17 protein-coding genes are annotated in these 23,166 nt (G+C 52.7%); 5 read left to right on the forward strand and 12 right to left on the reverse strand.

From position 1 onward, the window contains the following. Positions 1-25: 25 nt before the first annotated feature. Complete coding sequence (locus tag ACLJXE_RS12570; RefSeq protein ID WP_410751013.1) at positions 26-2,002, reverse strand: alkyl/aryl-sulfatase; 1,977 nt, start codon at positions 2,000-2,002, stop codon at positions 26-28. A gap of 215 nt (positions 2,003-2,217) precedes the next feature. Then, entirely contained in the window at positions 2,218-2,790 is a 573-nt protein-coding gene (locus tag ACLJXE_RS12575) for a flavin reductase family protein (RefSeq protein WP_286630244.1), read from the reverse strand. A gap of 158 nt (positions 2,791-2,948) precedes the next feature. Between ACLJXE_RS12575 and nhoA the strand changes: the two genes are divergently transcribed. Beyond that, entirely contained in the window at positions 2,949-3,794 is an 846-nt protein-coding gene (gene nhoA / locus ACLJXE_RS12580) for an N-hydroxyarylamine O-acetyltransferase (RefSeq protein WP_410751014.1), read from the forward strand. 51 nt (positions 3,795-3,845) lie between these two features. Here the strand turns inward: nhoA and ACLJXE_RS12585 are convergent, their stop codons facing one another. From ACLJXE_RS12585 to ACLJXE_RS12615, 7 genes are all read right to left on the reverse strand, one after another. After that, positions 3,846-4,739, reverse strand: coding sequence for a PhzF family isomerase (locus ACLJXE_RS12585; RefSeq protein ID WP_410751015.1), 894 nt, complete (start codon positions 4,737-4,739; stop codon positions 3,846-3,848). 97 nt (positions 4,740-4,836) lie between these two features. Then, positions 4,837-5,517 (reverse strand): respiratory nitrate reductase subunit gamma, encoded by a 681-nt coding sequence (narI, locus tag ACLJXE_RS12590; protein WP_410751016.1) that lies wholly within the window; start codon positions 5,515-5,517, stop codon positions 4,837-4,839. After that, positions 5,514-6,209, reverse strand: coding sequence for a nitrate reductase molybdenum cofactor assembly chaperone (gene narW, locus ACLJXE_RS12595; protein WP_410751017.1), 696 nt, complete (start codon positions 6,207-6,209; stop codon positions 5,514-5,516). Before narW ends, narI begins: the two co-directional genes overlap by 4 nt. Continuing rightward, positions 6,209-7,753 (reverse strand): nitrate reductase subunit beta, encoded by a 1,545-nt coding sequence (narH, locus tag ACLJXE_RS12600; RefSeq protein WP_410751018.1) that lies wholly within the window; start codon positions 7,751-7,753, stop codon positions 6,209-6,211. Before narH ends, narW begins: the two co-directional genes overlap by 1 nt. Beyond that, entirely contained in the window at positions 7,750-11,490 is a 3,741-nt protein-coding gene (locus tag ACLJXE_RS12605) for a nitrate reductase subunit alpha (protein WP_410751019.1), read from the reverse strand. Before ACLJXE_RS12605 ends, narH begins: the two co-directional genes overlap by 4 nt. Positions 11,491-11,527: 37 nt before the next feature. Beyond that, a complete protein-coding gene (locus tag ACLJXE_RS12610; RefSeq protein WP_410751020.1) occupies positions 11,528-12,913 on the reverse strand; it encodes a NarK family nitrate/nitrite MFS transporter in 1,386 nt (461 codons plus the stop codon). Between the two features lie 207 nt (positions 12,914-13,120). Continuing rightward, on the reverse strand, positions 13,121-13,699 hold the full coding sequence (locus ACLJXE_RS12615; RefSeq protein ID WP_410751021.1) for a TetR family transcriptional regulator: 579 nt from the start codon (positions 13,697-13,699) through the stop codon (positions 13,121-13,123). 117 nt (positions 13,700-13,816) lie between these two features. Here ACLJXE_RS12615 and ACLJXE_RS12620 point away from each other — a divergent pair, with 117 nt between their 5' ends. Next, on the forward strand, positions 13,817-15,304 hold the full coding sequence (locus tag ACLJXE_RS12620; RefSeq protein WP_410751022.1) for an MFS transporter: 1,488 nt from the start codon (positions 13,817-13,819) through the stop codon (positions 15,302-15,304). On the opposite strand, the gene ACLJXE_RS12625 is transcribed toward ACLJXE_RS12620, so the two are convergent. The 3 genes from ACLJXE_RS12625 to yddG form a co-directional block, all read right to left on the reverse strand. Beyond that, positions 15,305-15,685 carry a GFA family protein gene (locus ACLJXE_RS12625; protein WP_286630422.1) on the reverse strand — a complete coding sequence of 127 codons (381 nt, stop codon included), beginning with the start codon at positions 15,683-15,685 and terminating at the stop codon, positions 15,305-15,307. Between the two features lie 143 nt (positions 15,686-15,828). Then, positions 15,829-16,908: a porin OmpD gene (gene ompD, locus ACLJXE_RS12630; RefSeq protein ID WP_410751023.1), complete on the reverse strand. Its 1,080-nt coding sequence runs from the start codon at positions 16,906-16,908 to the stop codon at positions 15,829-15,831. A 456-nt stretch (positions 16,909-17,364) separates the two neighbouring features. Further along, positions 17,365-18,246: an aromatic amino acid efflux DMT transporter YddG gene (yddG, locus tag ACLJXE_RS12635; protein WP_410751024.1), complete on the reverse strand. Its 882-nt coding sequence runs from the start codon at positions 18,244-18,246 to the stop codon at positions 17,365-17,367. A gap of 286 nt (positions 18,247-18,532) precedes the next feature. Here yddG and fdnG point away from each other — a divergent pair, with 286 nt between their 5' ends. From fdnG to fdnI, 3 genes are read left to right on the forward strand one after another with little or no spacing between them, the layout of a single operon-like run. Then, positions 18,533-21,580 (forward strand): formate dehydrogenase-N subunit alpha, encoded by a 3,048-nt coding sequence (fdnG, locus tag ACLJXE_RS12640; RefSeq protein ID WP_410751025.1) that lies wholly within the window; start codon positions 18,533-18,535, stop codon positions 21,578-21,580. A 12-nt stretch (positions 21,581-21,592) separates the two neighbouring features. Beyond that, positions 21,593-22,477, forward strand: a complete 885-nt coding sequence (gene fdnH / locus ACLJXE_RS12645) for a formate dehydrogenase N subunit beta (protein ID WP_115258486.1) — start codon at positions 21,593-21,595, stop codon at positions 22,475-22,477. Next, entirely contained in the window at positions 22,470-23,126 is a 657-nt protein-coding gene (fdnI, locus tag ACLJXE_RS12650; RefSeq protein ID WP_410751026.1) for a formate dehydrogenase-N subunit gamma, read from the forward strand. Before fdnH ends, fdnI begins: the two co-directional genes overlap by 8 nt. The last annotated feature ends 40 nt before the right edge of the window (positions 23,127-23,166 follow it).

Consider the following 23,166-nt stretch of genomic DNA (forward strand, 5'->3'; position numbering starts at 1 on the left):
AGTGATTCGCCCGTTTTTAATGCTGTTATGGTGTGACAATATTGAACCAGAATTCAAATTTATCCATGTAACCGAGCATGGCGTCGAGCCTGGCGCTGTCACCGGTAATTTTCACGTCACCGCTGTCCTGCGCCTGCTTCAGCGTCACTTCCTTGAGGATGATTTTGTTCAGCGTATCGCGATTGAGCGCGATAGTGGCATCCGCATCTTTCGCTTCGGAATTCGCGGTATGGTTCAGAACACCGTTTTCCAGCTCCAGTTTGTATTTACCACCATCGCTACCAAGGTCGATATTGAATACTGATTTCGCATCACCCGCTTTCTGCCCGTTAATATGTACCGCCAGGTAGTCGAAGAACATTTCTGGCGTCATGGCGCGGACGGTATCCGGACTGGCCGTATTCGGCGTCGGGCCTTTCACCACGCCGTTGCGCAGTTCTTGTGCGCCCGTCAGGTAGAAGTTACGCCACGGACCAGACTCTGCCTGATAGCCTAATTGTTCCAGCGCATCGGCTTCCAGATTACGTGCGGCCTGGTTGTTCGGATCGGCAAATACGACTTTGCTCACCACCTGAGCCACCCAGCGATAGTTACCCTGGTCGTAGTCAGCTTTCGCTTTTTGCAAAATGGCATCTGCACCGCCCATATAGTCGACGAATTTCTTCGCCGCTTCTTCCGGCGGCAGTTCATCAAGTGTGGCTGGGTTGCCGTCAAACCATCCGAGGTACAGCACGTAGGTGGCCTTCACATCGTGGCTGACGGAGCCATAGTACCCGCGGTTTGCCCAGGTGTGTGCCAGTGAATCCGGCAACGTAAAGTTCGCCGCGATTTCATCACGGGTCAGACCTTCGTTGGCCATGCGTAGCGTCTGGTCGTTAATATAACGGTACAGATCGCGCTGGCTCTTCAGCAGTTTCACCACCTTGTCATTACCCCAGGTCGGCCAATGGTGCTGCGCCATCAGAATTTCCGCTTTATCACCCCAGCGAACAATCGCTTCGTTGATATATTTGGACCACGGCAGCGGTTCACGGATTTTTGCACCGCGCAGAGAGTAGGTGTTGTGCAGGGTATGGGTGACATCTTCAGCCGATTCGATGAGTTTTTTCTCTTCGATGTACCACAGCATTTCTGAAGGCGCTTCGGAGCCCGGAGCCAACATGAAGTCATAGGTCAGGCCATCGATAACCTCTTTTTGCCCATCTTTCTCGATGATATTCGTTGGCGCAATCAGAGTAACCGTTCCTGCGGAGGTGGTGGTTCCCAGCCCCGCGCCGACCTGACCTTTAGCATCAGGTTTTAGCAGGTTGCCGTACATGTAGCTGGCGCGGCGGCTCATGACGTTACCGGCCATGATGTTTTCAGCAACCGCAGCTTCCATAAAGCCGGCAGGCGCATAGACCTTCACTTTGCCTGCTTTAACATCGGCTTCATCAACAACGCCGCGCACACCACCGTAATGGTCGACGTGGCTGTGGGTATAAATCACCGCGACAACCGGTTTTTTGCCACGGTTTTTAAAGTAGAGCTCCATGCCTGCCCTGGCCGTTTCTGCCGACACTAATGGGTCAACAACGGTGATGCCTTCTTTACCTTCGATGATGGTCATATTCGACAAATCGAGGTTACGGATCTGATAGACACCCTCCGTGACTTCAAACACCCCGCTGATATTGATCAACTGAGACTGGCGCCACAAGCTCGGGTTTACCGTATCCGGCGCCTTATCGCCTTCCTTAATAAACGCATACTGTTGCGGATTCCAGATTACGTTGCCTTGTTCACCTTTAATCATGTCCTGAGGAATCGGGGCGATAAAGCCTTTGTGCGCGTCGGTAAAGTCGGTGTTATCAGAAAAGGGGAGTTGATTGTAGAGTGCATTGTTGGCTTGTTGCGTGGCTGCCGTAGCCTCTTTCGAGGCTTCAGCAGACATGACGGGGACAGCAAAAGACGTTAATAACCCAGCAAGCATAAAGCTTTGTGCGATTCTATTAAGTTGCATCGTAAAACCTCTCTGATACTTCATAAGTACAGTTCTGGGGGATGCTGCTTTAATGGATTGCGTTTTGAATCAATATTTGACTTAGTGCACGATTAACTATAATTCACATGAATGATTCAGCAAGGTAAGGGAAACGATTTATCTGGCTGGTTTTTCGGGAGTTTTGAGAAGGATGATGGGGATGACAGGCGGATCTGCCATCCGTTTGTCTGTGATTATTTACCGGCAGTAACCTGTTTTCCACTGGTGATAAATGTGCCTGCGCCAAGATGGTGCAAAGTATTGAGTTTGCCATCATCAAACTGCCATCGTCCTTGCACAAATACCCGCTCATCGGCAGCGGCAGAAACCACTTCTCCAAACAAGGTGTCATATTTGTCCTGAGCCGCTGTGGCAGGAAGCAGGCGGCATTCCATCCAGGCGAGACACTTGGTTTCTATTAGCGGCAATCCCAATACCGGGCCTTTGACCACCGGAATGCCGTAGCAGTTGAACTTATCTTCTATTCGACCGGAAACACTCCCCACGGCATAGGTCCAGTTCGTCGCGGCAACACCTGGAATAACAATACCAAATTGACCGCTGCGTTCGATCAGTTCGCGCGACCAGGCGGTCTTGTCGACAACAATGGCCACCCGCGGCGGATCAAATTCCACGGGCATTGACCACGCGGCCGCCATCACATTACGCCGTTCTGTATTCGCGTCACGACTGGTTATCAAAATGGTGGGGCCGTGATTAAGCAGTCGGCAGGCGTGTTGTAATTCAACCGGACGAAAATGACTCATAGCGACTCCTCGGCAGAATAAAAATGACATCACAATAAACATAGATATTAACGGGATTAGCGATTTTGTCGCCTCATCGGGGTGAGTAGCGCACAAAAGCGACCGCGTAAAATTAAAAATGCGTTATAAGTACAGCATTCAACAAACAGGAATCCCGTATGACGCCTTTTTTAAACGCTTATTTTGCCCGTATTGGCTGGTCAGATGTGCCCAACGTCGATATTGGAACTTTGAGAGCGCTGCACTTACTGCATAACAGTGCCATACCCTTTGAAAATCTTGATGTGCTGCTGCCGCGTGAAATGCAGCTTGACGATGTGTCCCTTGAAGAGAAGTTGGTCACTGCCCGCCGCGGTGGTTATTGCTTTGAACAAAATGGTGTATTTGAACGGGCGCTACGCGACATCGGCTTTACCGTACGTAGTTTGCTGGGACGCGTGGTATTGGCGAATCCGTCAAGTCTGCCGCCGCGTACACATCGCCTGTTACTGGTTGAATTACAGGGTGAACAGTGGATCGCTGACGTTGGATTTGGCGGACAAACGCTGACGGCCCCCATTCGTCTGCAGGCTGATCTTGAACAGCAAACGCCGCACGGAAACTATCGGCTGGTTCAGGAGGGTGAAGACTGGATATTGCAGTTCCGCCATCATGATCACTGGCAGTCAATGTACCGATTCGATCTGGTGGTGCAACATCACAGCGATTATCTGATGGGTAACTTCTGGTCTGCACACTGGCCACAGTCGCATTTTCGCCATCACCTGCTGATGTGCCGTCATCTGCCGGACGGCGGTAAGCTGACCCTGACCAACTTCCATTTTACTCACTATGAAGATGGCCATGCGGTAGAGCAGATTAACTTACCAGACGTTGCGAGCCTGTATGCGCTGTTGCAGGACCGCTTTGGTCTGGGGGTTGATGACGTCAAACATGGCTTTACTGAGGCTGAACTGGCGACGGTAATGGCAGCGTTTGACACGCATCCGGAGGCGGGGAAATAGGGTGTTTTTGCCGGATGGCGACACAAGCGCGACATCCGGCAATGCGTTTATTTAAAAATCAATTTTCCATTCGGCGTGGAACAGGATGACTGCTGCGCCGGAAATTGTCACTTTCTCCGGCTGGTTGTCGCAGATGGTGACCGCCACATCAACAATACCGTCGCGTCCCAGCGCGCGGCCCTGATGCCCCTGAACATGCAACGTTTTTCCGTCATGCGCCATCAGATTGTGGTGCACCAGCCATGCCCCCATTGGACCGTTGGCGTTACCCGTGACCGGATCCTCCACAATGCCGATAGCCGGTGAAAACATCCGCCCATCGGTGGCGTTTTCTCCAGGGCGGATCTGGAACGGGAAGAAGCCATTGCAGCCAATGTGCTGGCTGAGCGTGGTTAATGCCGACAGGTCTGGGGACAGGGCGTCCAGATCGACTTCTGGCTTCAGCGGGATCATCACTTTCGAATGCCCAGTGGACGCAATCTGGACTGGCAGCCCCGGCAGCATATCGTCCTCGGTCAGGTGCAGGGCCGCGATGATAGCTGCACGCGTTGGCCCCTCCAGCGGCGGTTCAAAACTCGGCTTCCCCTGTTCCAGACTGATACGATAGTTACCACCTTCAGCATGAATTTCAACGCGGTGACGCCCGGCGAGTGACGTTTGCCAGACGGTCGTATCACCAAGCCCCAGCACGCTGGCGCGAACATAGTGCGCGGCAACGGTGGCATGCCCACAGATAGGTACTTCGACCGTTGGGGTGAAGTAGCGAATGCGTACATCGCTGTCGTTGCTGGACAGCAGAAAAGCGGTTTCCGAATGGCGCAGCTCACGCGCAATCAGCTGCATCTGCGCATCACTCAGCCCGTCCGCATGCAACACAACGCCTGCGGAGTTGCCGCGAAACGGTTCTGACGTAAAGGCATCGACGTGGTAAACCTGTGGTTTCATTGACGTTCTCCCTGGAATGGAGAAGCATCATAGCGCACAAAAAGTGGTATAGCGATGTAGCCCGGTAAGCATAATCGCCACCGGGCATCAGAGACACTTAACGGCGGGAACGGACGATCTGGTAACGGCGGGTGAAATACTCAACCGGTGCGCTCCAGACATGAACCAGGCGGGTGAACGGGAACAGCAGGAAAATCGTCATCCCCAGAACCAGGTGTACCCGGAAGATCAACGCCACGCCATCCAGATGGGCAGACGCGCCACCCTGAAAGGTGACTACTGACTGCGCCCAACCCACCAGTTTCAGCATTTCACTGCCGTCCGGATGTTGCGCCGAGAACGGTATCGTGGTTAACCCGAGGATGCACTGAACCAGCAAAATGCACAGGATCAGAATATCCGCCGTCGAAGAGGTGGCCCGCACGCGCGAGTTGGTCAGACGACGCACCAACAACCCCGCGCCGCCGATCAGCGTCAGCACACCACAAATCCCGCCCGCAATCATCGCCATTTGCTGCTTTACCGCAATAGGTAGGAACCAGGCATACATCCAGTGTGGGGTTAACATGCCGAACAGGTGTCCAAAGAAGATCCCCAAAATGCCGATATGGAACAGGTTTGACCATAGCACCATACCGCGTTTATCCAGCATCTGGCTGGAGGATGCACGCCAGGTGTACTGTCCGTAGTCATAGCGTAACCAACTACCGAGGATAAACACGGTGCCGCACAGATACGGGTAGATGTCGTAAAAAAAGACGTTCAGATACTGTATCATTTCGGGCCTCCCGCGCTGACGTCGACATACTGTGGTGCCACGTCCTGGCTAAAGCGTCGTTGATAGTTTTGTAACGGTGAACTGTCACAGGCGGTCGCATTATCCTCAATAAACTTCACCTGTTCCTCTTCCCATACGGCATCGAGCGCCTGACGGGTATCGTCACGGGTTTCTGCGCCGACCTGTTTCGTGACACTGTCACTTGAGAGTGGACTGCCCGCCAGCGTGAGCAGGGCGTCAAACAGTTGATACCAGGGTGTTTCTCGCTGCTTCAGGCGACCACCAAGCAACGCCAGGATCGGCGCGACGTTCTGCAATCCTTCTTTGACCTCCGCTTCCGGCAGCACGCTTAAATATTCCAGATACAGCGGCAGGTGATCCGGCAGTTCGCGACAGTCGAGTTGTAGGCCGACTTTTTCGTACTGGGCCAGCAAGTCGACCATCGCCTGGCCGCGATCGCGGGATTCCGCATGAACGTGTTCGAACAGCAGCAGTGAGGTGGCGCGGCCACGGTCAAATACCTCGCACCATTCGGCTTGCTTATCCAGCAGCGGGGCATTTAACAGTTCGTGAGTGAATGCGCTCAGCATCGGCGCATCGCTGGCGACAAGCGCCAGCGCATCGTCCTTGCATTCCCACAGCAGTTCGTCCGGATACTCCATCAGCAGACCGATAACCTTGAGGATTTGCATTATTGCCCCTCCGTTTTATCGCGCACTTCGGTGATGTCGATAGCGTCAATGCGGCTGCTGTTGAACAAGTTGAATTTAGTGTCGGAACCATGGCAGCCGTCGCCGAAGGTAAAGCCGCAGCCGTTGCGCTCCCCGAAAGCGTCGCCCGCCATTTCCCGATGACTGGTCGGGATAACGAAGCGATCTTCATAGTTGGCGATGGCCAGGTAGCGATACATTTCTTCGACCTGTTCAACGCTCAAACCGACTTCTTCGATGGCTCGGGTATCCGTAACGCCTTCGACAGTTTGCGAGCGCATATAGTGGCGCATCGCCATCATGCGTTTCAGGGCGCGCAGCACCGGGCCGATATCGCCCGCGCTGAGCATGTTGGCGAGGTACTGCACCGGAATACGCAATGACTCTACCGCCGGCAGGATATTGCCATTGTGCGGCAGGCCACCGGCGTCGGCGACCGACTGAATCGGTGACAATGGCGGCACGTACCAGACCATCGGCAGGGTACGGTATTCAGGGTGGAGCGGCAGCGCCAGCTTCCAGTCCATCGCCATTTTATACACAGGTGAACGTTGAGCCGCTTCGATGACGTTGTGCGGAATACCCTGTTTTAGCGCTTCTTCAATTACCGTCGGATCGTTCGGGTTGAGGAACACGTCGCACTGGCGCTCGTAGAGATCGGTTTCATGCTCGGTGCTGGCTGCTTCTTCAATACGATCGGCGTCATACAACAATACACCGAGGTAACGAATGCGCCCGACGCAGGTTTCTGAACAGACCGTTGGCTGGCCGGATTCGATACGCGGATAGCAGAAAATACATTTTTCTGACTTGCCGCTCTTCCAGTTAAAGTAGATTTTTTTATACGGACAACCGCTGATGCACAAACGCCAGCCGCGGCATTTGTCCTGGTCGATCAGCACGATGCCATCTTCTTCACGCTTATAGATGGCTCCGCTCGGGCAGGTGGCGACACAGCTTGGGTTCAGGCAGTGTTCGCACAGGCGCGGCAGATACATCATGAAGGTATTTTCGAACTGGCCGTACATCTCCTTTTGCATCTTCTCGAAGTTACGGTCACGGGCGCGTTTAGAAAACTCGCCGCCAAGCAGTTCTTCCCAGTTCGGTCCCCAGATAATCTTGTCCATCCGCTTGCCGTCAATCAACGAACGCGGACGGGCGGTGGGTTGATGCTTACCTTCCGGCGCGCTATGCAGATGCTGGTAATCGTAGGTAAACGGCTCGTAGTAATCATCGATTTGCGGGATCACCGGGTTGGCGAAGATTTTGGTGATCACGCCCATCTTGCCACCCAGGCGCGGTCTGATCTTACCGTTAACATCGCGCACCCAGCCGCCTTGCCACTCTTCCTGGTCCTCCCAGTTTTTTGGGTAACCAATGCCTGGTTTGGTCTCGACGTTGTTAAACCACGCATATTCCATCCCTTCACGCCCGGTCCAGACGTTTTTACAGGTAACGGAGCAGGTGTGGCAGCCGATGCATTTATCCAGATTCAGAACCATGCCTACCTGTGAGCGTATTTTCATTTTTTCGCCTCCTGTACCTGATCGCGACCTTCATCATCCAGCCAGTCAATATTTTTCATTTTTCTAATCATGATGAACTCATCGCGGTTAGAGCCGACGGTACCGTAGTAGTTGAAGCTCCAGGCCAGCTGCGCATAGCCGCCAATCATGTGGGTCGGTTTAGGACACACTCGGGTGACGGAGTTATGAATACCGCCGCGCATGCCGGTGACTTCAGAACCGGGAATATTCATGATTCGTTCCTGTGCGTGGTACATCATGGTCATTCCAGGCGGTACACGCTGGCTGACCACCGCTCGTGCGGTCAGCGCGCCGTTAGCGTTGAAGGCTTCAATCCAGTCGTTATCCTCAATCCCCAGTTCTTTGGCGTCGGTTTCACTGATCCAGACAATCGGCCCGCCACGCGACAGCGTCAGCATCAGCAGGTTTTCACTGTAGGTAGAGTGGATGCCCCATTTCTGGTGTGGCGTCAGGAAGTTCAGCGCTTTTTCCGGGAAGCCGTTCGGCGGGACCTCGCGCATTCCACTCACGCTACGGGTGTCAATGGGAGGGCGATAAGCCACCAGACTCTCGCCAAAAGCACGCATCCACGCATGGTCCTGATACAGCTGCTGGCGCCCGGACAGCGTGCGCCACGGGATCAGTTCGTGAACGTTGGTGTAGCCTGCGTTGTAGGAAACATGCTCGCTTTCAAGACCCGACCAGGTGGGACTGGAGATGATTTTGCGCGGCTGCGCCTGAATGTCGCGAAAACGAATCTTCTCATCTTCTTTGTTCAGCGCCAGATGCGTATGGTCCCGACCGGTCATCGCGCCCAACGCTTCCCATGCCTTCACCGCTACCTGACCGTTGGTTTCTGGCGCCAGCGCGAGGATCACTTCAGAGGCGTCCAGTGCGGTGTCGATCAGCGGTCGGCCTTTTGCCGGGCCTTCGCGTTTGGTGTAGTTCAGCTTGCCAAGGAAATCGACCTCAGTCTGGGTATTCCAGGAAATGCCTTTCCCGCCATTGCCCAGCTTATCCATCAATGGACCCAGCGAGGTGAAGCGCTCGTAAGTGGCAGGGTAGTCGCGTTCCACAACGGCAATATTCGGCGCGGTTTTACCTGGAATAAGATCGCATTCACCCTTACGCCAGTCCTGTATATCAAACGGCTGCGACAGTTCCGCCGGGGAGTCATGCTGGAGCGGTTGCAGTACCACGTCGGTTTCCAGCCCCAGATGACCGACGCAGACCTCGGAGAACACTTTGGCAATGCCCTTATAAATCTCCCAGTCACTTTTGGATTCCCAGGCAGGATCAACCGCCGCCGACAACGGGTGAATAAACGGATGCATATCCGAGGTATTCATGTCGTCTTTTTCATACCAGGTCGCGGTAGGTAACACGATGTCGGAGAACAGGCAGGTGCTGGACATGCGGAAATCGAGCGTCACCAGCAGGTCAAGCTTGCCTTCGATTGCCGCCGATTGCCATTCCACCTCTTCAGGTTTAATGCCGTCGGTTGCGCCCAGCGCTTCGCCCTGAATGCCGCTTTCAGTACCCAGCAGGTATTTGAGCATATATTCATGCCCTTTACCGGAAGAACCCAACAGGTTAGAACGCCAGACGAACAGGTTACGTGGATGGTTTTTGCCGCTGTCAGGTTGTTCGCAGGCAAAGCGGATATCACCGGACTTCAGCGCCTGCGCGGTAAATTCAGCAGGGGATAATCCTGCTTGTTGTGCCTTTGCTTTTACTGTGAGTGGGTTAAGGTTGAGTTGCGGAGCAGAAGGCAGCCAGCCCATCCGCTCGGCGCGGACGTTGAAGTCAATCAGATGTCCGGTAAATTTCGCCGCGTCTGCCAGCGGAGAGAGCAGCTCCTGGGCGGTGACTTTTTCATAGCGCCACTGGCTGGAGTGGTTGTAGAAAAACGAGGTACTGTTCATCTGACGTGGTGGGCGGTTCCAGTCCAGCGCAAAAGCCAGGGGGAGCCAGCCGGTCTGCGGACGCAGTTTCTCCTGGCCGACATAGTGTGCCCAGCCGCCGCCGCTTTGTCCGACACAGCCACAGAACACCAGGATGTTGATCATCCCTCGATAGTTCATGTCCATGTGGTACCAGTGGTTCACACCAGCACCGAGGATGATCATCGAGCGACCGTGGGTTTTGTGTGCGGTATCGGCAAATTCACGGGCGATCTGTTCAATGTGATGTGCAGGAACACCGGTGATTTGCTCGCCCCAGGCCGGGGTGTAGGCTTTAACCTCGCTGTAATCGCGGGCAGAGAGATCGTCATCGAGTCCACGGTCGAGACCGTAGTTCGCCAGCACTAAATCATAAACGCTGACCACCGGACAACGACGTCCATCTGCGAGGGTAAGGTGCTTAACCGGTAACTTACGCACCAGCACCGGTTCCTGCTTCACGCTGCGAAAATGCGGGTTCTCGTTACCGCCAAAATAGGGGAACGCGACCCCAGCCACGTCGTCGTGCTGACCGAGCAACGACAGGGACAGCTCGGTTTCTGTACCGGCAGCCAGCGATTCGAGATTCCATTTGCCTTTCTCACCCCAACGAAAACCGATAGAGCCATTGGGGACTACCAGTTCGCCGGCGCTGTTAAAGGCCACGGTTTTCCATTCAGGATTATTGCTTTCACCCAGTCCGTCGACGAGGTCAGAGGCGCGCATCATCCGTCCTGGTACGAAGCTACTGTCTTCACGGGCATCCAGCAGCACCAGCATTGGCATATCGGTGTAGCGGCGGCAGTAATTGAGGAAGTAATCGCTGGGTTTGTCGAGGTGAAATTCTTTGAGGATCACGTGGCCCATGGCCATAGCCAGCGCGCTGTCGGTGCCTTGCTTCGGCGCCAGCCACTGGTCGCACAGTTTGGCAACTTCCGAGTAATCCGGCGTAATGGCGATGGTCTTGGTGCCTTTGTAGCGAACTTCGGTAAAGAAGTGGGCATCTGGCGTACGGGTCTGCGGGACGTTAGAACCCCAGGCGATGATATAGCTGGAGTTATACCAGTCGGCGGATTCCGGCACATCGGTCTGTTCGCCCCAGGTCATTGGGGAGGCGGGCGGTAAGTCACAGTACCAGTCATAAAAACTCAGGCAGGTTCCGCCGAGCAACGAGAGATAACGTGTACCCGCTGCGTAGGAGACCATCGACATGGCAGGGATGGGGGAGAATCCCACGACACGATCCGGGCCATAGGTTTTCACCGTCCAGACGTTGGCAGCGGCGATCAGTTGATTCAACTCTTTCCAGTTTGAACGAATAAACCCGCCGCGCCCGCGCACCTGTTTGTAGCTCTGGCACTTTTGCGGATCGTTCATGATGGACTCCCACGCCAGTACCGGGTCGGGCTGGCGGGAAAGGGCATCACGCCACAGTTCGATCAGACGTTTACGCACCAGCGGGTACTTCAGGCGGTTGGCGCTATAGAGATACCAGGAATAGCTGGCACCGCGCGGACATCCACGGGGTTCATGGTTGGGCAGGTCCGGACGGGTGCGCGGATAGTCAGTTTGCTGGGTTTCCCAGGTGACCAGACCGTTTTTAACGTAGATTTTCCAGCTGCAGGAGCCGGTGCAGTTGACGCCGTGAGTCGAGCGTACAATTTTATCGAACTGCCAGCGCTGACGATAGCTGTCTTCCCAGCCCCGGTTGGTGTGCATCACTTGCCCGTGTCCGTCGGCAAACGTGTCGCCCTTTTGTTTAAAGTAACGAAAGCGATCCAACAGTTTACTCATGACATTTCTCCTGCTCCATTATGTGTCAGGGGTGTTGTTATTTTTTTTGTGATTTACGGCCATAGACCAGCCAGGTCACCAGCACGCAGACGATGTAAAACACGAGGAAAATTTTCATTGCCCCCACCGGAGAACCCGTCAACGCCAGCGATGAACCAAACGCTTTCGGGATAAAGAAACCACCCACCGCGCCGATAGCTGAGATAAACCCGAGAGCCGCGGCGGTATCGGTCACCGCCTCTCGCTGGGCCTGTTCTTCTGTACCACCGTGCAGTTTCACGCGGTAGATGGTGATTTTGCGAAAGATCACCGCAATCATCTGGAAGGTTGAGCCGCTGCCCAGACCTGCGGTCAGGAACAAGCCCATGAACACCAGATAGAAGGCAACAAAATTTCCTTCTCCTGAGCCGGGGAGGGTAAGAAACAGCAGCGCACTAAACAGCGCCATGAAGATGAAGTTGATTAACGTGACCCGTACTCCGCCGAACTTGTCGGAGATAACGCCGCCCGCCGAGCGTGCCAGTGCGCCAATAAACGGCCCAAAGAACGCCAGCTGCAGAATATTCACGTCAGGGAACTGGGTTTTTGCCAGCATGGCAAACCCGGCGGAAAAACCGATAAACGATCCGAACGTCGCGAGATACAGCAGACTTAACAGCCACAGATGAAAACGCTTCAGCACCGGTAATTGCGAGGCGATAGAGGCTTTAGAACTGGCGATATCATTCATGCCGATTCCCGCCGCCAGGGTGGAGAGCAGCAGCAACGGCACCCAAATCCAGGCGGCGTTGGCCAGCGACAGTAACGAGCCATCAGGTTGTGGCACACCCTGTACGCCCAGGAAGGTAAAAATAGGCAGAAAAATCACCAGCGGGGCGATCAATTGCATCACGCTGACGCCAAGATTGCCGAGTCCGCCATTCACACCCAGCGCGCTGCCTTGCTTCGCTTTTGGGAAGAAGAAGCTGATATTGCCCATACTCGAGGCAAAATTGGCACCGGCAAAACCACACATCAGCGCAATGATGATAAATACACCGAAAGGAGTAGCGGTATTTTGCACCGCGAAGCCGAGCCAGACACAGGGAATAACCAGGATTACCGTACTAAAAACGGTCCAACGGCGGCCGCCAAATATAGGCACCATAAAGGAGTAGGGGACGCGTAATATTGCGCCAGACAGAGAGGGTAATGCCGTTAATAAAAAGAGTTGATCGGTAGTGAAATTAAAACCAATTTTATTTAAATTTACCGCAACCGCACTAAATAACATCCAGACGCAGAACGCAAGCAGTAAGCAACTCACTGATATCCAGAGGTTTCTTCGTGCTATGTGCTTGCCTTTATTTTCCCAAAAATCGGGATTTTCTGGTTTCCAGTCAGTCAAAAGATAACGATTATTCTTCTCATTTGATGATGGCATATTTTCCTCGCATGCACACGTCGTTCAATAAATAAACGCCTATGGTTCCGCACAGGTCCTGATTAGAAATTATTGAAAGGTTTTAGGAATATTGACTGAAAGGATAGATAAAAAAGCGCAATAACGCGGCGCGGCAGGGGAATAACGCGTTGCTTAAGTGTTACTAATTGTAAATTAAAAGGATGCGTTGTTAATTCATGTATAACATCAAATAAATAACTCCAGCGTTATCATGCGATCCAGGTGGCGATCGAAAGCCGGATCGGCCATCTCGGCAATGCCCAGCATATACATCCCATCCAGTCCGCAAACCAGCGCAATTAAACGCCAGGCTACGTCGGCTGCATCAGGCCTTGAGGAGAACTCGCCGGCTTTCTGCCCGTGGGTAATGATCGCAGCAGTTTCTTCATGCCACATACGCATTGTGAGCAGGTAAGCGCTTTTGATTTCCGGGTCCTTATCGGCCAGGATCTGCGCTTCGCGCCAGAGCTTGATATACGGTTCGAATCCACCGTCATCACTTCCCAACATGGCATGAAGTCGTTCACGGTAAGTTGCGTTTTCACTGACCAGTTCGGCATCAAGAAGGGTGCGGATAAGGCGGACAAATGCCTGGGATTTAAGCTCACCGGCAGAGGTAAAATGATGATGCAGTTGCCCGGTAGCTACCTGAGCCTCTGCGGCAATGCGTCTAACGGTCATGGCGGTAAATCCTTCTTCAAGCGCCACGCGCATGGCTGCCTGCAGGATCACTTCCCGACGTTCATCCCGATTCATATAGCTCATACTTCCTCCCTATATTCATATTATTGGCAGTGTAACAAAAAGTTGGACATATGTTCAATTTTCCGTAGGATCGCTAAAGCTGGACATGTGTCCAGTTTTCGTTTTGTAGGGAGTTTTATGTTTCGTCAGTGGTTAACGTTAGTGATTATTGTGCTGGTCTACATCCCTGTTGCGATTGATGCAACGGTGCTGCACGTTGCCGCGCCCACGCTGAGTATGACGCTGGGTGCCAGTGGTAACGAGCTGCTGTGGATCATTGATATCTATTCTCTGGTGATGGCCGGTATGGTGTTACCCATGGGCGCGCTCGGCGATCGCATCGGCTTTAAACGTTTGCTGATGCTGGGTGGTGGGTTATTTGGTCTGGCATCGCTGGCTGCCGCGTTTGCTCACAGTGCCGCCTGGCTAATCGCGACCCGGGCCGTGCTGGCCATTGGTGCGGCGATGATCGTTCCCGCGACGCTGGCAGGTATTCGCGCCACCTTTTCCGAACAACGTCATCGCAATATGGCGCTTGGCGTCTGGGCAGCGGTTGGTTCCGGCGGTGCGGCATTTGGTCCATTAGTCGGTGGTATGTTGCTGGAGCATTTCTACTGGGGCTCAGTGTTCTTAATCAATGTTCCGATTGTGGTAGTGGTGATGGCATTGACCGCGCGTTACGTGCCACGCCAGACCGGGCGTCACGATCAGTCGTTAAATTTTGGTCATGCGATTATGTTGATCGTGGCGATTTTACTGCTGGTTTACAGTGCTAAAACGGCACTAAAAGGGCATATGGCAACCGGAGTGATCGCATTGGCGCTGTTAACCGGAGCAGTGCTGTTGTGGACATTTGTTCGTATTCAACTTGCGGCCTCACGTCCGATGATTGATATGCGACTGTTCACCCATCGCATTATCTTAAGCGGTGTGGTAATGGCGATGACTGCGATGATCACCCTGGTTGGTTTTGAACTGTTGATGGCTCAGGAGCTGCAGTTTGTACACGGGCTAACGCCGTACCAGGCGGGTCTGTTTATGCTACCGGTGATGTTGGCGAGTGGGTTCAGCGGACCGATTGCCGGGATGTTAGTGTCACGTCTGGGATTACGCTGCGTGGCGACGGCGGGCATGGCGCTTAGCGCCATCAGCTTCTACGGGCTGGCAATGACCGATTTTAGCACCCAGCAGATACAAGCCTGGATATTAATGGCCCTGTTAGGGTTCAGCGCCGCCAGCGCGCTGCTAGCCTCAACGGCTGCCATCATGGCGGCTGCGCCAGCAGAAAAAGCCGCTGCCGCCGGGGCCATCGAAACCATGGCCTATGAACTGGGTGCCGGCCTTGGGATCGCGATTTTTGGTCTCTTGCTAAGCCGTAGTTTTTCCGCGTCGATTTTACCGCCTGCCGGCCTCAATGCGCAGGAGATGGAACGTGCTTCATCGTCAATGGGTGAGGCGGTGCAATTAGCACATTCACTTTCGCCGTCTCTTAGCGACGCGTTGCTTGCAGCTGCCAGAGAAGCATTTACCTGGTCGCACAGCGTGGCATTGAGCAGCGCTGGCAGCATGCTTATCGTATTAGCGGTAGGGATGTGGTTCAGCCTGGCAAAGGTGAACCGTCAATAACTAGTGAGCTAAATGACAGGGGTAATCCATCGCTTCGACTTCTTTTCCACTCAGGCGAGCGTATTGCCCCGTCAACCTCCAGAAAGCAGGCTGTGTTTCGGTATAGATTTCAGCCGCCAGAATCAGACGGCGGCGATCGACCTCATTCAGTTCCAGCAATGTCCACGGAATAAAGTAGCGATCGCTATCGATCAGCGTAAACCACAAGGGGCATCCACAGCCGGAACAGAAGAAACGTTCTCCGCGCGTTGATGAGGGAAAGTGCGAAGGTTCTGCTGAATCAGGGGAAAGTAGTGGATGACCGCTGGCTTCCAGATACATGGCGATACCACCGGACCATTTCTGGCACAGCGTGCAGTGGCAGGCATAGACATCAAGCATTTCGACGTTTACGGTAAAATGACTCTGTCCGCAAAGACAACGACCAGTGAACGTCTGCACGGCATACTCCTTATGACCGAGTCTACATCAAGAGAAAAAGCCAGCCCTGGATGGACTGGCTTTGTATTCAACTTACAACAAAATTAGAACTGGTAGTTCAGACCAACAGCAACGACGTTGTCAGTGCTAACACGTGCGTCAGAAGTGAATTTGTTGTCGTCCAGCAGGTTGATTTTGTAATCAACGAAGGTAGACATGTTTTTGTTGAAGTAGTAGGTCGCACCCAGGTCGATGTATTCAACCAGATCCTGGTCGCCGTAAACACCCAGATCTTTACCTTTGGATTTCAGGTAAGCGATGGACGGACGCAGACCGAAGTCGAACTGGTACTGAGCAACAGCTTCAAAGTTCTGAGCTTTGTTCGCGATACCGTCAACTTTACCGAACGTGGTCATGTTGCGGGTTTCAGAGTAGGTGGTTGCCAGGTAGATGTTGTTCGCATCATATTTCAGGCCAGCAGCCCATACTTCTGCGTTTTTACCGGAAGCGTAGAATTCGTTGTTGCCATTACGCATCTGGTCATCAGTACGGTCAGATTTCGCATAGGTCGCACCGATGCCGAAACCTTCGTATTCATAAGTAGAAGACAGACCGAAACCGTCGCCGTTCGCTTCAACGTCGCTGCTGCGGTCGTTTTTGCCCTGATACTGAGCAGCAAAGTTCAGACCTTCAACCAGACCGAAGAAGTCAGTGTTACGGTAAGTTGCAACGCCGGTAGCACGCTGAGTCATGAAGACGTCAGTCTGGGTCCAGGTATCACCGCCGAATTCTGGCAGGACGTCAGTCCATGCGCCGATGTCGTAGGCTACGCCGTAGTTACGACCGTAGTCGAAAGAACCGTATTCAGCGAATTTCAGGCCAGCGAATGCCAGACGGGTTTTGTCTGCTTCGGAACCTTGATCTTCAGAACGGTTGCCTTTGAATTCATATTCCCACTGGCCGAAACCAACCAGTTGGTCGTTGATCTGAGTTTCGCCTTTGAAGCCCAGACGCGCGTAAGTTTTGTCACCATCACTGCTGGTATCGTCAGAGAAGTGATGCTGAGCGTGAACTTTACCGTACAGATCCAGTTTGTTACCGTCTTTGTTATAAATCTCAGCTGCGTTTACCGCACCTGCTGCCAACAGGGTAGTCACTGCCACTGCAACTAATTTAAGTTTCATTCTAAATAATCCTTATAATTTTTTCTTGGTGTGTTTCCTAAACCATTGCTAAACGAGGCCGTTCATCAATGACGAACTATTTTTAAATGACGATGTGGTATTAGTTCAATAATAAGTTTCATAATATTGCGGAATATTTGGATTTGTGTGATCCAGATCTACATAATACAGACGATTATATTAATCTTAATATGTGACCTTTTGCTGGGGTATATTCTCGGCGGGGACTATTGTGCTGATTATGGTTTAGTAATCGTTAGTAACCTATGTAAAATATATACAACCAGAGGGTTATAAGTAAACATATAATATTTTCGGTTGTTGATTAATTACCAGTTGCTTAACATTTAATTAAACAAATAAAAACATAAAACACAAGCGGAATGTACAATTATTATCCGTTAACTGACCAGAGTGTAGCCGGGTTTATCTGTATGCAGAAACCCGGCATGATTTCTATGCCCGACGTGTTGCCAGCCAGCACAGCAGCGAGCCAGCACAGACCATCAGTGCGCCTTGCCAGAACGAGAACGACAGTGGGGCGCTGAGCAATACGGCAGCCAGTGCAGAAGAAAGCACTGGAGTGAAATAAGACCCTACCGCCATGACAGTGACATTACCGTGCAAAATTCCGATATTCCATGCTGCATAGGCAAATCCTAGCGTTAATGCAGCCGTGAACATCTTAATGGTCACCGGTGTGCTGAAAACCATTTCTGGTTGTGGCGTTATAAAATAGTAGACCCACAAACTTGTCGCTGTCAGTAAAACAAAAACGGTAATGCCGTTAAACCCTTTCGCAAATTTATTAGTGACGGTGCAATACGTTGCCCAGATAAAAGCGCCCAAAAATGCGAGAAAATAACTCAGCGGACTACTGGCAATGTTGCTGATAATTTCACCTGGATTTAGACCGTTGTCGCCACCTAAAACCCAGCAGACTCCGGTCAATGCGAGAATTAATCCTGGAATAATCATCCAGTTTGTTTTTTGACCATTAAATAATATAGCAAACAAAATCGTCAGACTTGGCCAGAGATAATTGACCATTCCTACTTCTATTGCCTGGTGTCGGGTAGCGGCATAACCTAATGCCAAAGCCAGGCAAATTTCATAGCTGACAAACAGCACGCTACCGGCGATTAAATAACGAACAGGTATTTTTCTAATGTTTGGGAATCCGACGGTAAATATCAACAGCAGGCCGCTTAGCGAGAAGATCATCGCTGCGCCGCCCGCGGGCCCAAGACCTTCGCTTACCCCACGAATCAACCCCACCATCGTGCTCCACAGCACAATGGCGATGAGCCCGATTAACGTTGCTTTTTGTTTTGTCATGCTGTTTGTCTGTCCGTCGTCCTGGCAAAAATGAAGCTGAAATTTATAGCACTTTTACGTCAGCACGGGCTAACTAATTAGCTTTTAGCTAACTCCTTGTGGGTACACAGGTTACACAAACTGCACTATTTAGTAGCGGAACCGTTTCGTTATTGATTTGACGCAAAAAAAATATGGATATAGCTGTTAGTTTCGTCGCGAAGTTGTACATGTCATCTTTCAGACTGCCGCGCTGGCGCAAGGTGAAAGATGTCTTGTACGAACCCCTGTAAAAAAGAGGAAAGCAATGGACGTCAGCCGCAGACAATTCTTTAAAATCTGCGCGGGCGGTATGGCGGGAACAACAGTGGCCGCACTGGGTTTTGCACCCAAAATGGCACTGGCTCAAGCGCGAAACTACAAACTGTTACGCGCAAAAGAGATCCGAAACACCTGCACATACTGTTCCGTAGGTTGCGGGCTATTAATGTATAGCCTTGGTGATGGAGCAAAAAACGCCAAAGAGTCGATTTATCATATCGAAGGGGATCCGGATCATCCGGTGAGCCGTGGGGCACTTTGTCCTAAGGGCGCAGGATTACTGGATTACGTGCACAGCGAAAGCCGTTTACGCTATCCGGAATATCGCGCTCCCGGTTCCGACAAATGGCAACGCATCAGTTGGGATGAAGCTTTTTCCCGCATCGCAAAACTGATGAAAGCCGACCGTGACGCCAACTTTATTGAGAAAAATGAGCAGGGTGTTACGGTAAACCGCTGGCTTTCAACCGGGATGCTGTGTGCATCTGCGGCGAGTAATGAAACCGGCATGCTGACGCAAAAATTCGTGCGCTCACTCGGCATGCTGGCGGTAGACAACCAGGCACGCGTCTGACACGGACCAACGGTAGCAAGTCTTGCTCCAACATTTGGTCGCGGTGCGATGACCAACCACTGGGTTGATATTAAAAATGCTAACGTCGTGATGGTGATGGGCGGTAACGCCGCTGAAGCACATCCGGTGGGATTCCGCTGGGCGATGGAAGCTAAAAACAACAATGATGCCACGCTGATTGTTGTCGATCCCCGTTTTACACGTACAGCCTCCGTCGCGGATATCTACGCGCCGATTCGCTCCGGTACGGACATTACGTTCCTGTCCGGTGTATTGCTGTATCTGATTGAAAACAACAAAATTAACGCTGAATACGTTAAGCATTACACCAACGCCAGCCTGCTGGTGCGGGATGATTTTGCATTTGAAGATGGCCTGTTCAGCGGTTACGACGCGAAAAAACGTCAGTACGATAAGTCGTCCTGGAACTACCAGTTCGATGAAAATGGCTACGCGAAACGCGATGAAACCTTAAGCCATCCACGTTGCGTGTGGAACCTGCTCAAACAGCACGTTTCCCGTTATACGCCGGACGTGGTGGAAAACATCTGCGGTACGCCGAAAGCCGACTTCCTGAAAGTGTGTGAAGTGCTGGCATCCACCAGCGCGGCCGATCGTACGACGACCTTCCTGTACGCGCTGGGCTGGACGCAGCATACCGTTGGGGCGCAGAACATCCGCACCATGGCGATGATCCAGTTGCTGCTCGGTAACATGGGGATGGCCGGCGGCGGTGTAAACGCATTACGCGGTCACTCCAACATTCAGGGCTTAACCGACCTGGGTCTGCTGTCTACCAGCCTGCCCGGTTATCTGACGCTACCGTCAGAAAAGCAGACTGATCTGCAAACCTATCTGGCTGCCAATACGCCAAAAGCGACGCTGGCCGATCAGGTGAACTACTGGGGAAACTATCCTAAGTTCTTCGTCAGTTTGATGAAGTCTTTCTACGGCAATGCGGCGCAGAAAGAAAACGACTGGGGCTTTGAATGGCTGCCGAAGTGGGATCAGTCCTACGACGTCATCAAATATTTCAACATGATGGATAGCGGGAAAGTCACCGGCTACATCTGTCAGGGCTTTAACCCGGTTGCGTCCTTCCCGGACAAAAACAAAGTGGTGCAATGCCTCAGCAAACTGAAGTATCTGGTGATTATTGATCCGCTGGTGACAGAAACCTCAACGTTCTGGCAAAACCACGGCGAATCCAACGATGTTGATCCGGCGTCGATTCAGACTGAAGTTTTCCGTCTGCCATCCACCTGCTTTGCAGAAGAAGACGGCTCGATTGCTAACTCTGGCCGGTGGCTGCAGTGGCACTGGAAAGGTCAGGATGCACCAGGTGAAGCACGTAATGACGGCGAAATTCTGGCGGGTATTTACCATCGTCTGCGCGAAATGTACCGCACTGAAGGTGGTAAAGGCGTAGAGCCGGTGCTGAAAATGAGCTGGAACTACAAGCAACCGGATGAACCGCATTCCGAGGAAGTGGCCAAAGAGAACAACGGCTATGCGCTGGAAGATCTCTATGATGCCAATGGCGTGCTGGTGGCGAAAAAAGGTCAGTTACTCAACAGCTTTGCCCTCCTGCGTGATGACGGTACAACGTCATCTTCCTGCTGGATTTATACCGGTAGCTGGACCGAGCAGGGCAACCAGATGGCCAATCGCGATAACGCCGACCCATCAGGTCTTGGTAATACGCTGGGTTGGGCATGGGCATGGCCACTGAACCGTCGTGTACTGTACAACCGCGCGTCGGCAGATCTGCAGGGTAAACCGTGGGATCCGAAACGAATGTTGATCCAGTGGAACGGTACTAAGTGGACCGGTAATGATATCCCTGACTTCAACAACGCCGCACCGGGCAGTGGCACCAATCCGTTTATTATGCAGCCAGAAGGGCTGGGGCGTCTGTTTGCCATCGATAAGCTGGCGGAAGGGCCGTTCCCGGAACACTACGAGCCGATGGAAACGCCGCTGGGTACTAACCCGCTGCATCCGAACGTGATCTCCAACCCGGCAGCACGTCTGTACGAGGCGGATGCATTGCGTATGGGGACGAAGCAGGACTTCCCATACGTCGGGACCACCTATCGTCTGACCGAACATTTCCACACCTGGACCAAACACGCATTGTTGAATGCGATTGCCCAGCCAGAGCAGTTTGTGGAAATCAGCGAAACGCTGGCGTCAGCAAAAGGTATCGGTAACGGCGATTACGTGAAAGTCAGCAGCAAACGTGGATTTATTCGTGCGGTTGCGGTGGTCACCCGCCGTCTGCAAACCCTGAACGTCAACGGCCAGAAGGTCGAAACCGTAGGGATCCCGATCCACTGGGGCTTTGAAGGAGTCGCGCGTAAAGGCTTTATCGCCAACACCCTGACGCCGAATGTCGGTGATGCAAACTCGCAAACGCCGGAATACAAAGCGTTTTTAGTTAACATCGAGAAGGCGTAAGGGGGCGAATATATGTCTATGGAAACGCAGGACATCATCAAAAGGTCCGCAACAAACTCCATCACGCCGCCACCTCAGGCCCGTGATTACAAAGCCGAAGTCGCAAAACTGATCGACGTTTCCACCTGCATAGGCTGCAAGGCCTGTCAGGTGGCCTGCTCAGAGTGGAACGATATCCGTGATGAAGTGGGGCATTGCGTCGGGGTGTATGACAACCCCGCCGATCTCAGCGCCAAGTCCTGGACGGTGATGCGGTTTACCGAAACCGAACAGAACGGCAAGCTGGAATGGCTGATACGTAAAGACGGCTGTATGCACTGTGAAGATCCGGGCTGCCTGAAGGCATGCCCGTCTGCCGGAGCAATCATCCAGTACGCCAACGGGATTGTTGATTTCCAGTCAGAGCATTGCATTGGTTGCGGGTACTGTATTGCCGGGTGTCCATTTAATATTCCGCGCCTCAATAAAGAGGATAACCGCGTGTATAAATGTACGCTGTGTGTGGATCGCGTCAGCGTTGGGCAGGAACCTGCTTGCGTGAAAACCTGTCCGACCGGGGCGATACACTTTGGTACTAAGCAAGAGATGCTGGAAATGGCCGAGCAGCGCGTGGAGAAGCTGAAATCACGCGGCTACGAACATGCTGGTGTCTACAACCCGCAGGGTGTGGGCGGTACGCATGTCATGTACGTCCTGCATCACGCCAACCAGCCGGAGTTGTACCACGGTTTGCCGAAAGACCCGCAGATAGATACCTCTATCAATCTGTGGAAAGGGGCGCTGAAACCGTTGGCCGCCGCCGGATTTATCGCCACCTTCGCCGGACTGATTTACCACTACATTGGTATTGGCCCGAACAAGGAAGTGGACGACGACGAGGAGGATCATCATGAGTAAGTCGAAAATGATTGTGCGCACGAAATTTATCGACCGCGCCTGTCACTGGACGGTGGTGATCTGCTTCTTTCTGGTGTCGCTGTCGGGGATTTCGTTTTTCTTCCCGACGTTGCAATGGCTGACGCAAACCTTCGGTACGCCGCAGATGGGGCGTATTTTGCACCCGTTCTTTGGTCTGCTGATCTTCGTTGCGCTGATGTTCATGTTTGTGCGCTTTGTGCACCACAACATCCCGGATAAGAAAGATATTCCGTGGCTGAAAAACATTGTGGAAGTGCTGAAGGGCAATGAACACAAGGTGGCGGATGTCGGTAAGTACAACGCCGGACAGAAAATGATGTTCTGGTCGATCATGAGCATGATTTTTGTGCTGCTGGTGACCGGGGTGATTATCTGGCGTCCGTACTTTGCGCAGTTCTTCCCGATGCAGGTAGTGCGCTATAGCCTGCTGATCCACGCTGCGGCGGGCATTATTTTGATGCACGCTATCCTCATCCATATGTACATGGCATTTTGGGTGAAAGGATCGATTAAAGGCATGGTCGAAGGGAAGGTCAGCCGCCGCTGGGCGAAGAAGCACCACCCGCGCTGGTATCGCGAAGTTGAACGCGAAGAGGCGAAGAAAAAGAACGAGGAAGGGTTACAATAATCCATTAACGTTCTGCTGATAAAAATGGCGCTACATCGGT

It is taken from the genome of Citrobacter sp. U14242 (assembly GCF_046555775.1).
Lineage (GTDB): Bacteria > Pseudomonadota > Gammaproteobacteria > Enterobacterales > Enterobacteriaceae > Citrobacter.

Excerpts from the sequence above, each read along its gene's own strand:
- ACLJXE_RS12570 (WP_410751013.1), bottom strand. The coding sequence starts at position 2,002 with ATGCAACTTAATAGAATCGCACAAAGCTTTATGCTTGCTGGGTTATTA.
- ACLJXE_RS12575 (WP_286630244.1), bottom strand. The coding sequence starts at position 2,790 with ATGAGTCATTTTCGTCCGGTTGAATTACAACACGCCTGCCGACTGCTT.
- nhoA (WP_410751014.1), top strand. The coding sequence starts at position 2,949 with ATGACGCCTTTTTTAAACGCTTATTTTGCCCGTATTGGCTGGTCAGAT.
- ACLJXE_RS12585 (WP_410751015.1), bottom strand. The coding sequence starts at position 4,739 with ATGAAACCACAGGTTTACCACGTCGATGCCTTTACGTCAGAACCGTTT.
- narI (WP_410751016.1), bottom strand. The coding sequence starts at position 5,517 with ATGATACAGTATCTGAACGTCTTTTTTTACGACATCTACCCGTATCTG.
- narW (WP_410751017.1), bottom strand. The coding sequence starts at position 6,209 with ATGCAAATCCTCAAGGTTATCGGTCTGCTGATGGAGTATCCGGACGAA.
- narH (WP_410751018.1), bottom strand. The coding sequence starts at position 7,753 with ATGAAAATACGCTCACAGGTAGGCATGGTTCTGAATCTGGATAAATGC.
- ACLJXE_RS12605 (WP_410751019.1), bottom strand. The coding sequence starts at position 11,490 with ATGAGTAAACTGTTGGATCGCTTTCGTTACTTTAAACAAAAGGGCGAC.
- ACLJXE_RS12610 (WP_410751020.1), bottom strand. The coding sequence starts at position 12,913 with ATGCCATCATCAAATGAGAAGAATAATCGTTATCTTTTGACTGACTGG.
- ACLJXE_RS12615 (WP_410751021.1), bottom strand. The coding sequence starts at position 13,699 with ATGAGCTATATGAATCGGGATGAACGTCGGGAAGTGATCCTGCAGGCA.
- ACLJXE_RS12620 (WP_410751022.1), top strand. The coding sequence starts at position 13,817 with ATGTTTCGTCAGTGGTTAACGTTAGTGATTATTGTGCTGGTCTACATC.
- ACLJXE_RS12625 (WP_286630422.1), bottom strand. The coding sequence starts at position 15,685 with ATGCTTGATGTCTATGCCTGCCACTGCACGCTGTGCCAGAAATGGTCC.
- ompD (WP_410751023.1), bottom strand. The coding sequence starts at position 16,908 with ATGAAACTTAAATTAGTTGCAGTGGCAGTGACTACCCTGTTGGCAGCA.
- yddG (WP_410751024.1), bottom strand. The coding sequence starts at position 18,246 with ATGACAAAACAAAAAGCAACGTTAATCGGGCTCATCGCCATTGTGCTG.
- fdnH (WP_115258486.1), top strand. The coding sequence starts at position 21,593 with ATGTCTATGGAAACGCAGGACATCATCAAAAGGTCCGCAACAAACTCC.
- fdnI (WP_410751026.1), top strand. The coding sequence starts at position 22,470 with ATGAGTAAGTCGAAAATGATTGTGCGCACGAAATTTATCGACCGCGCC.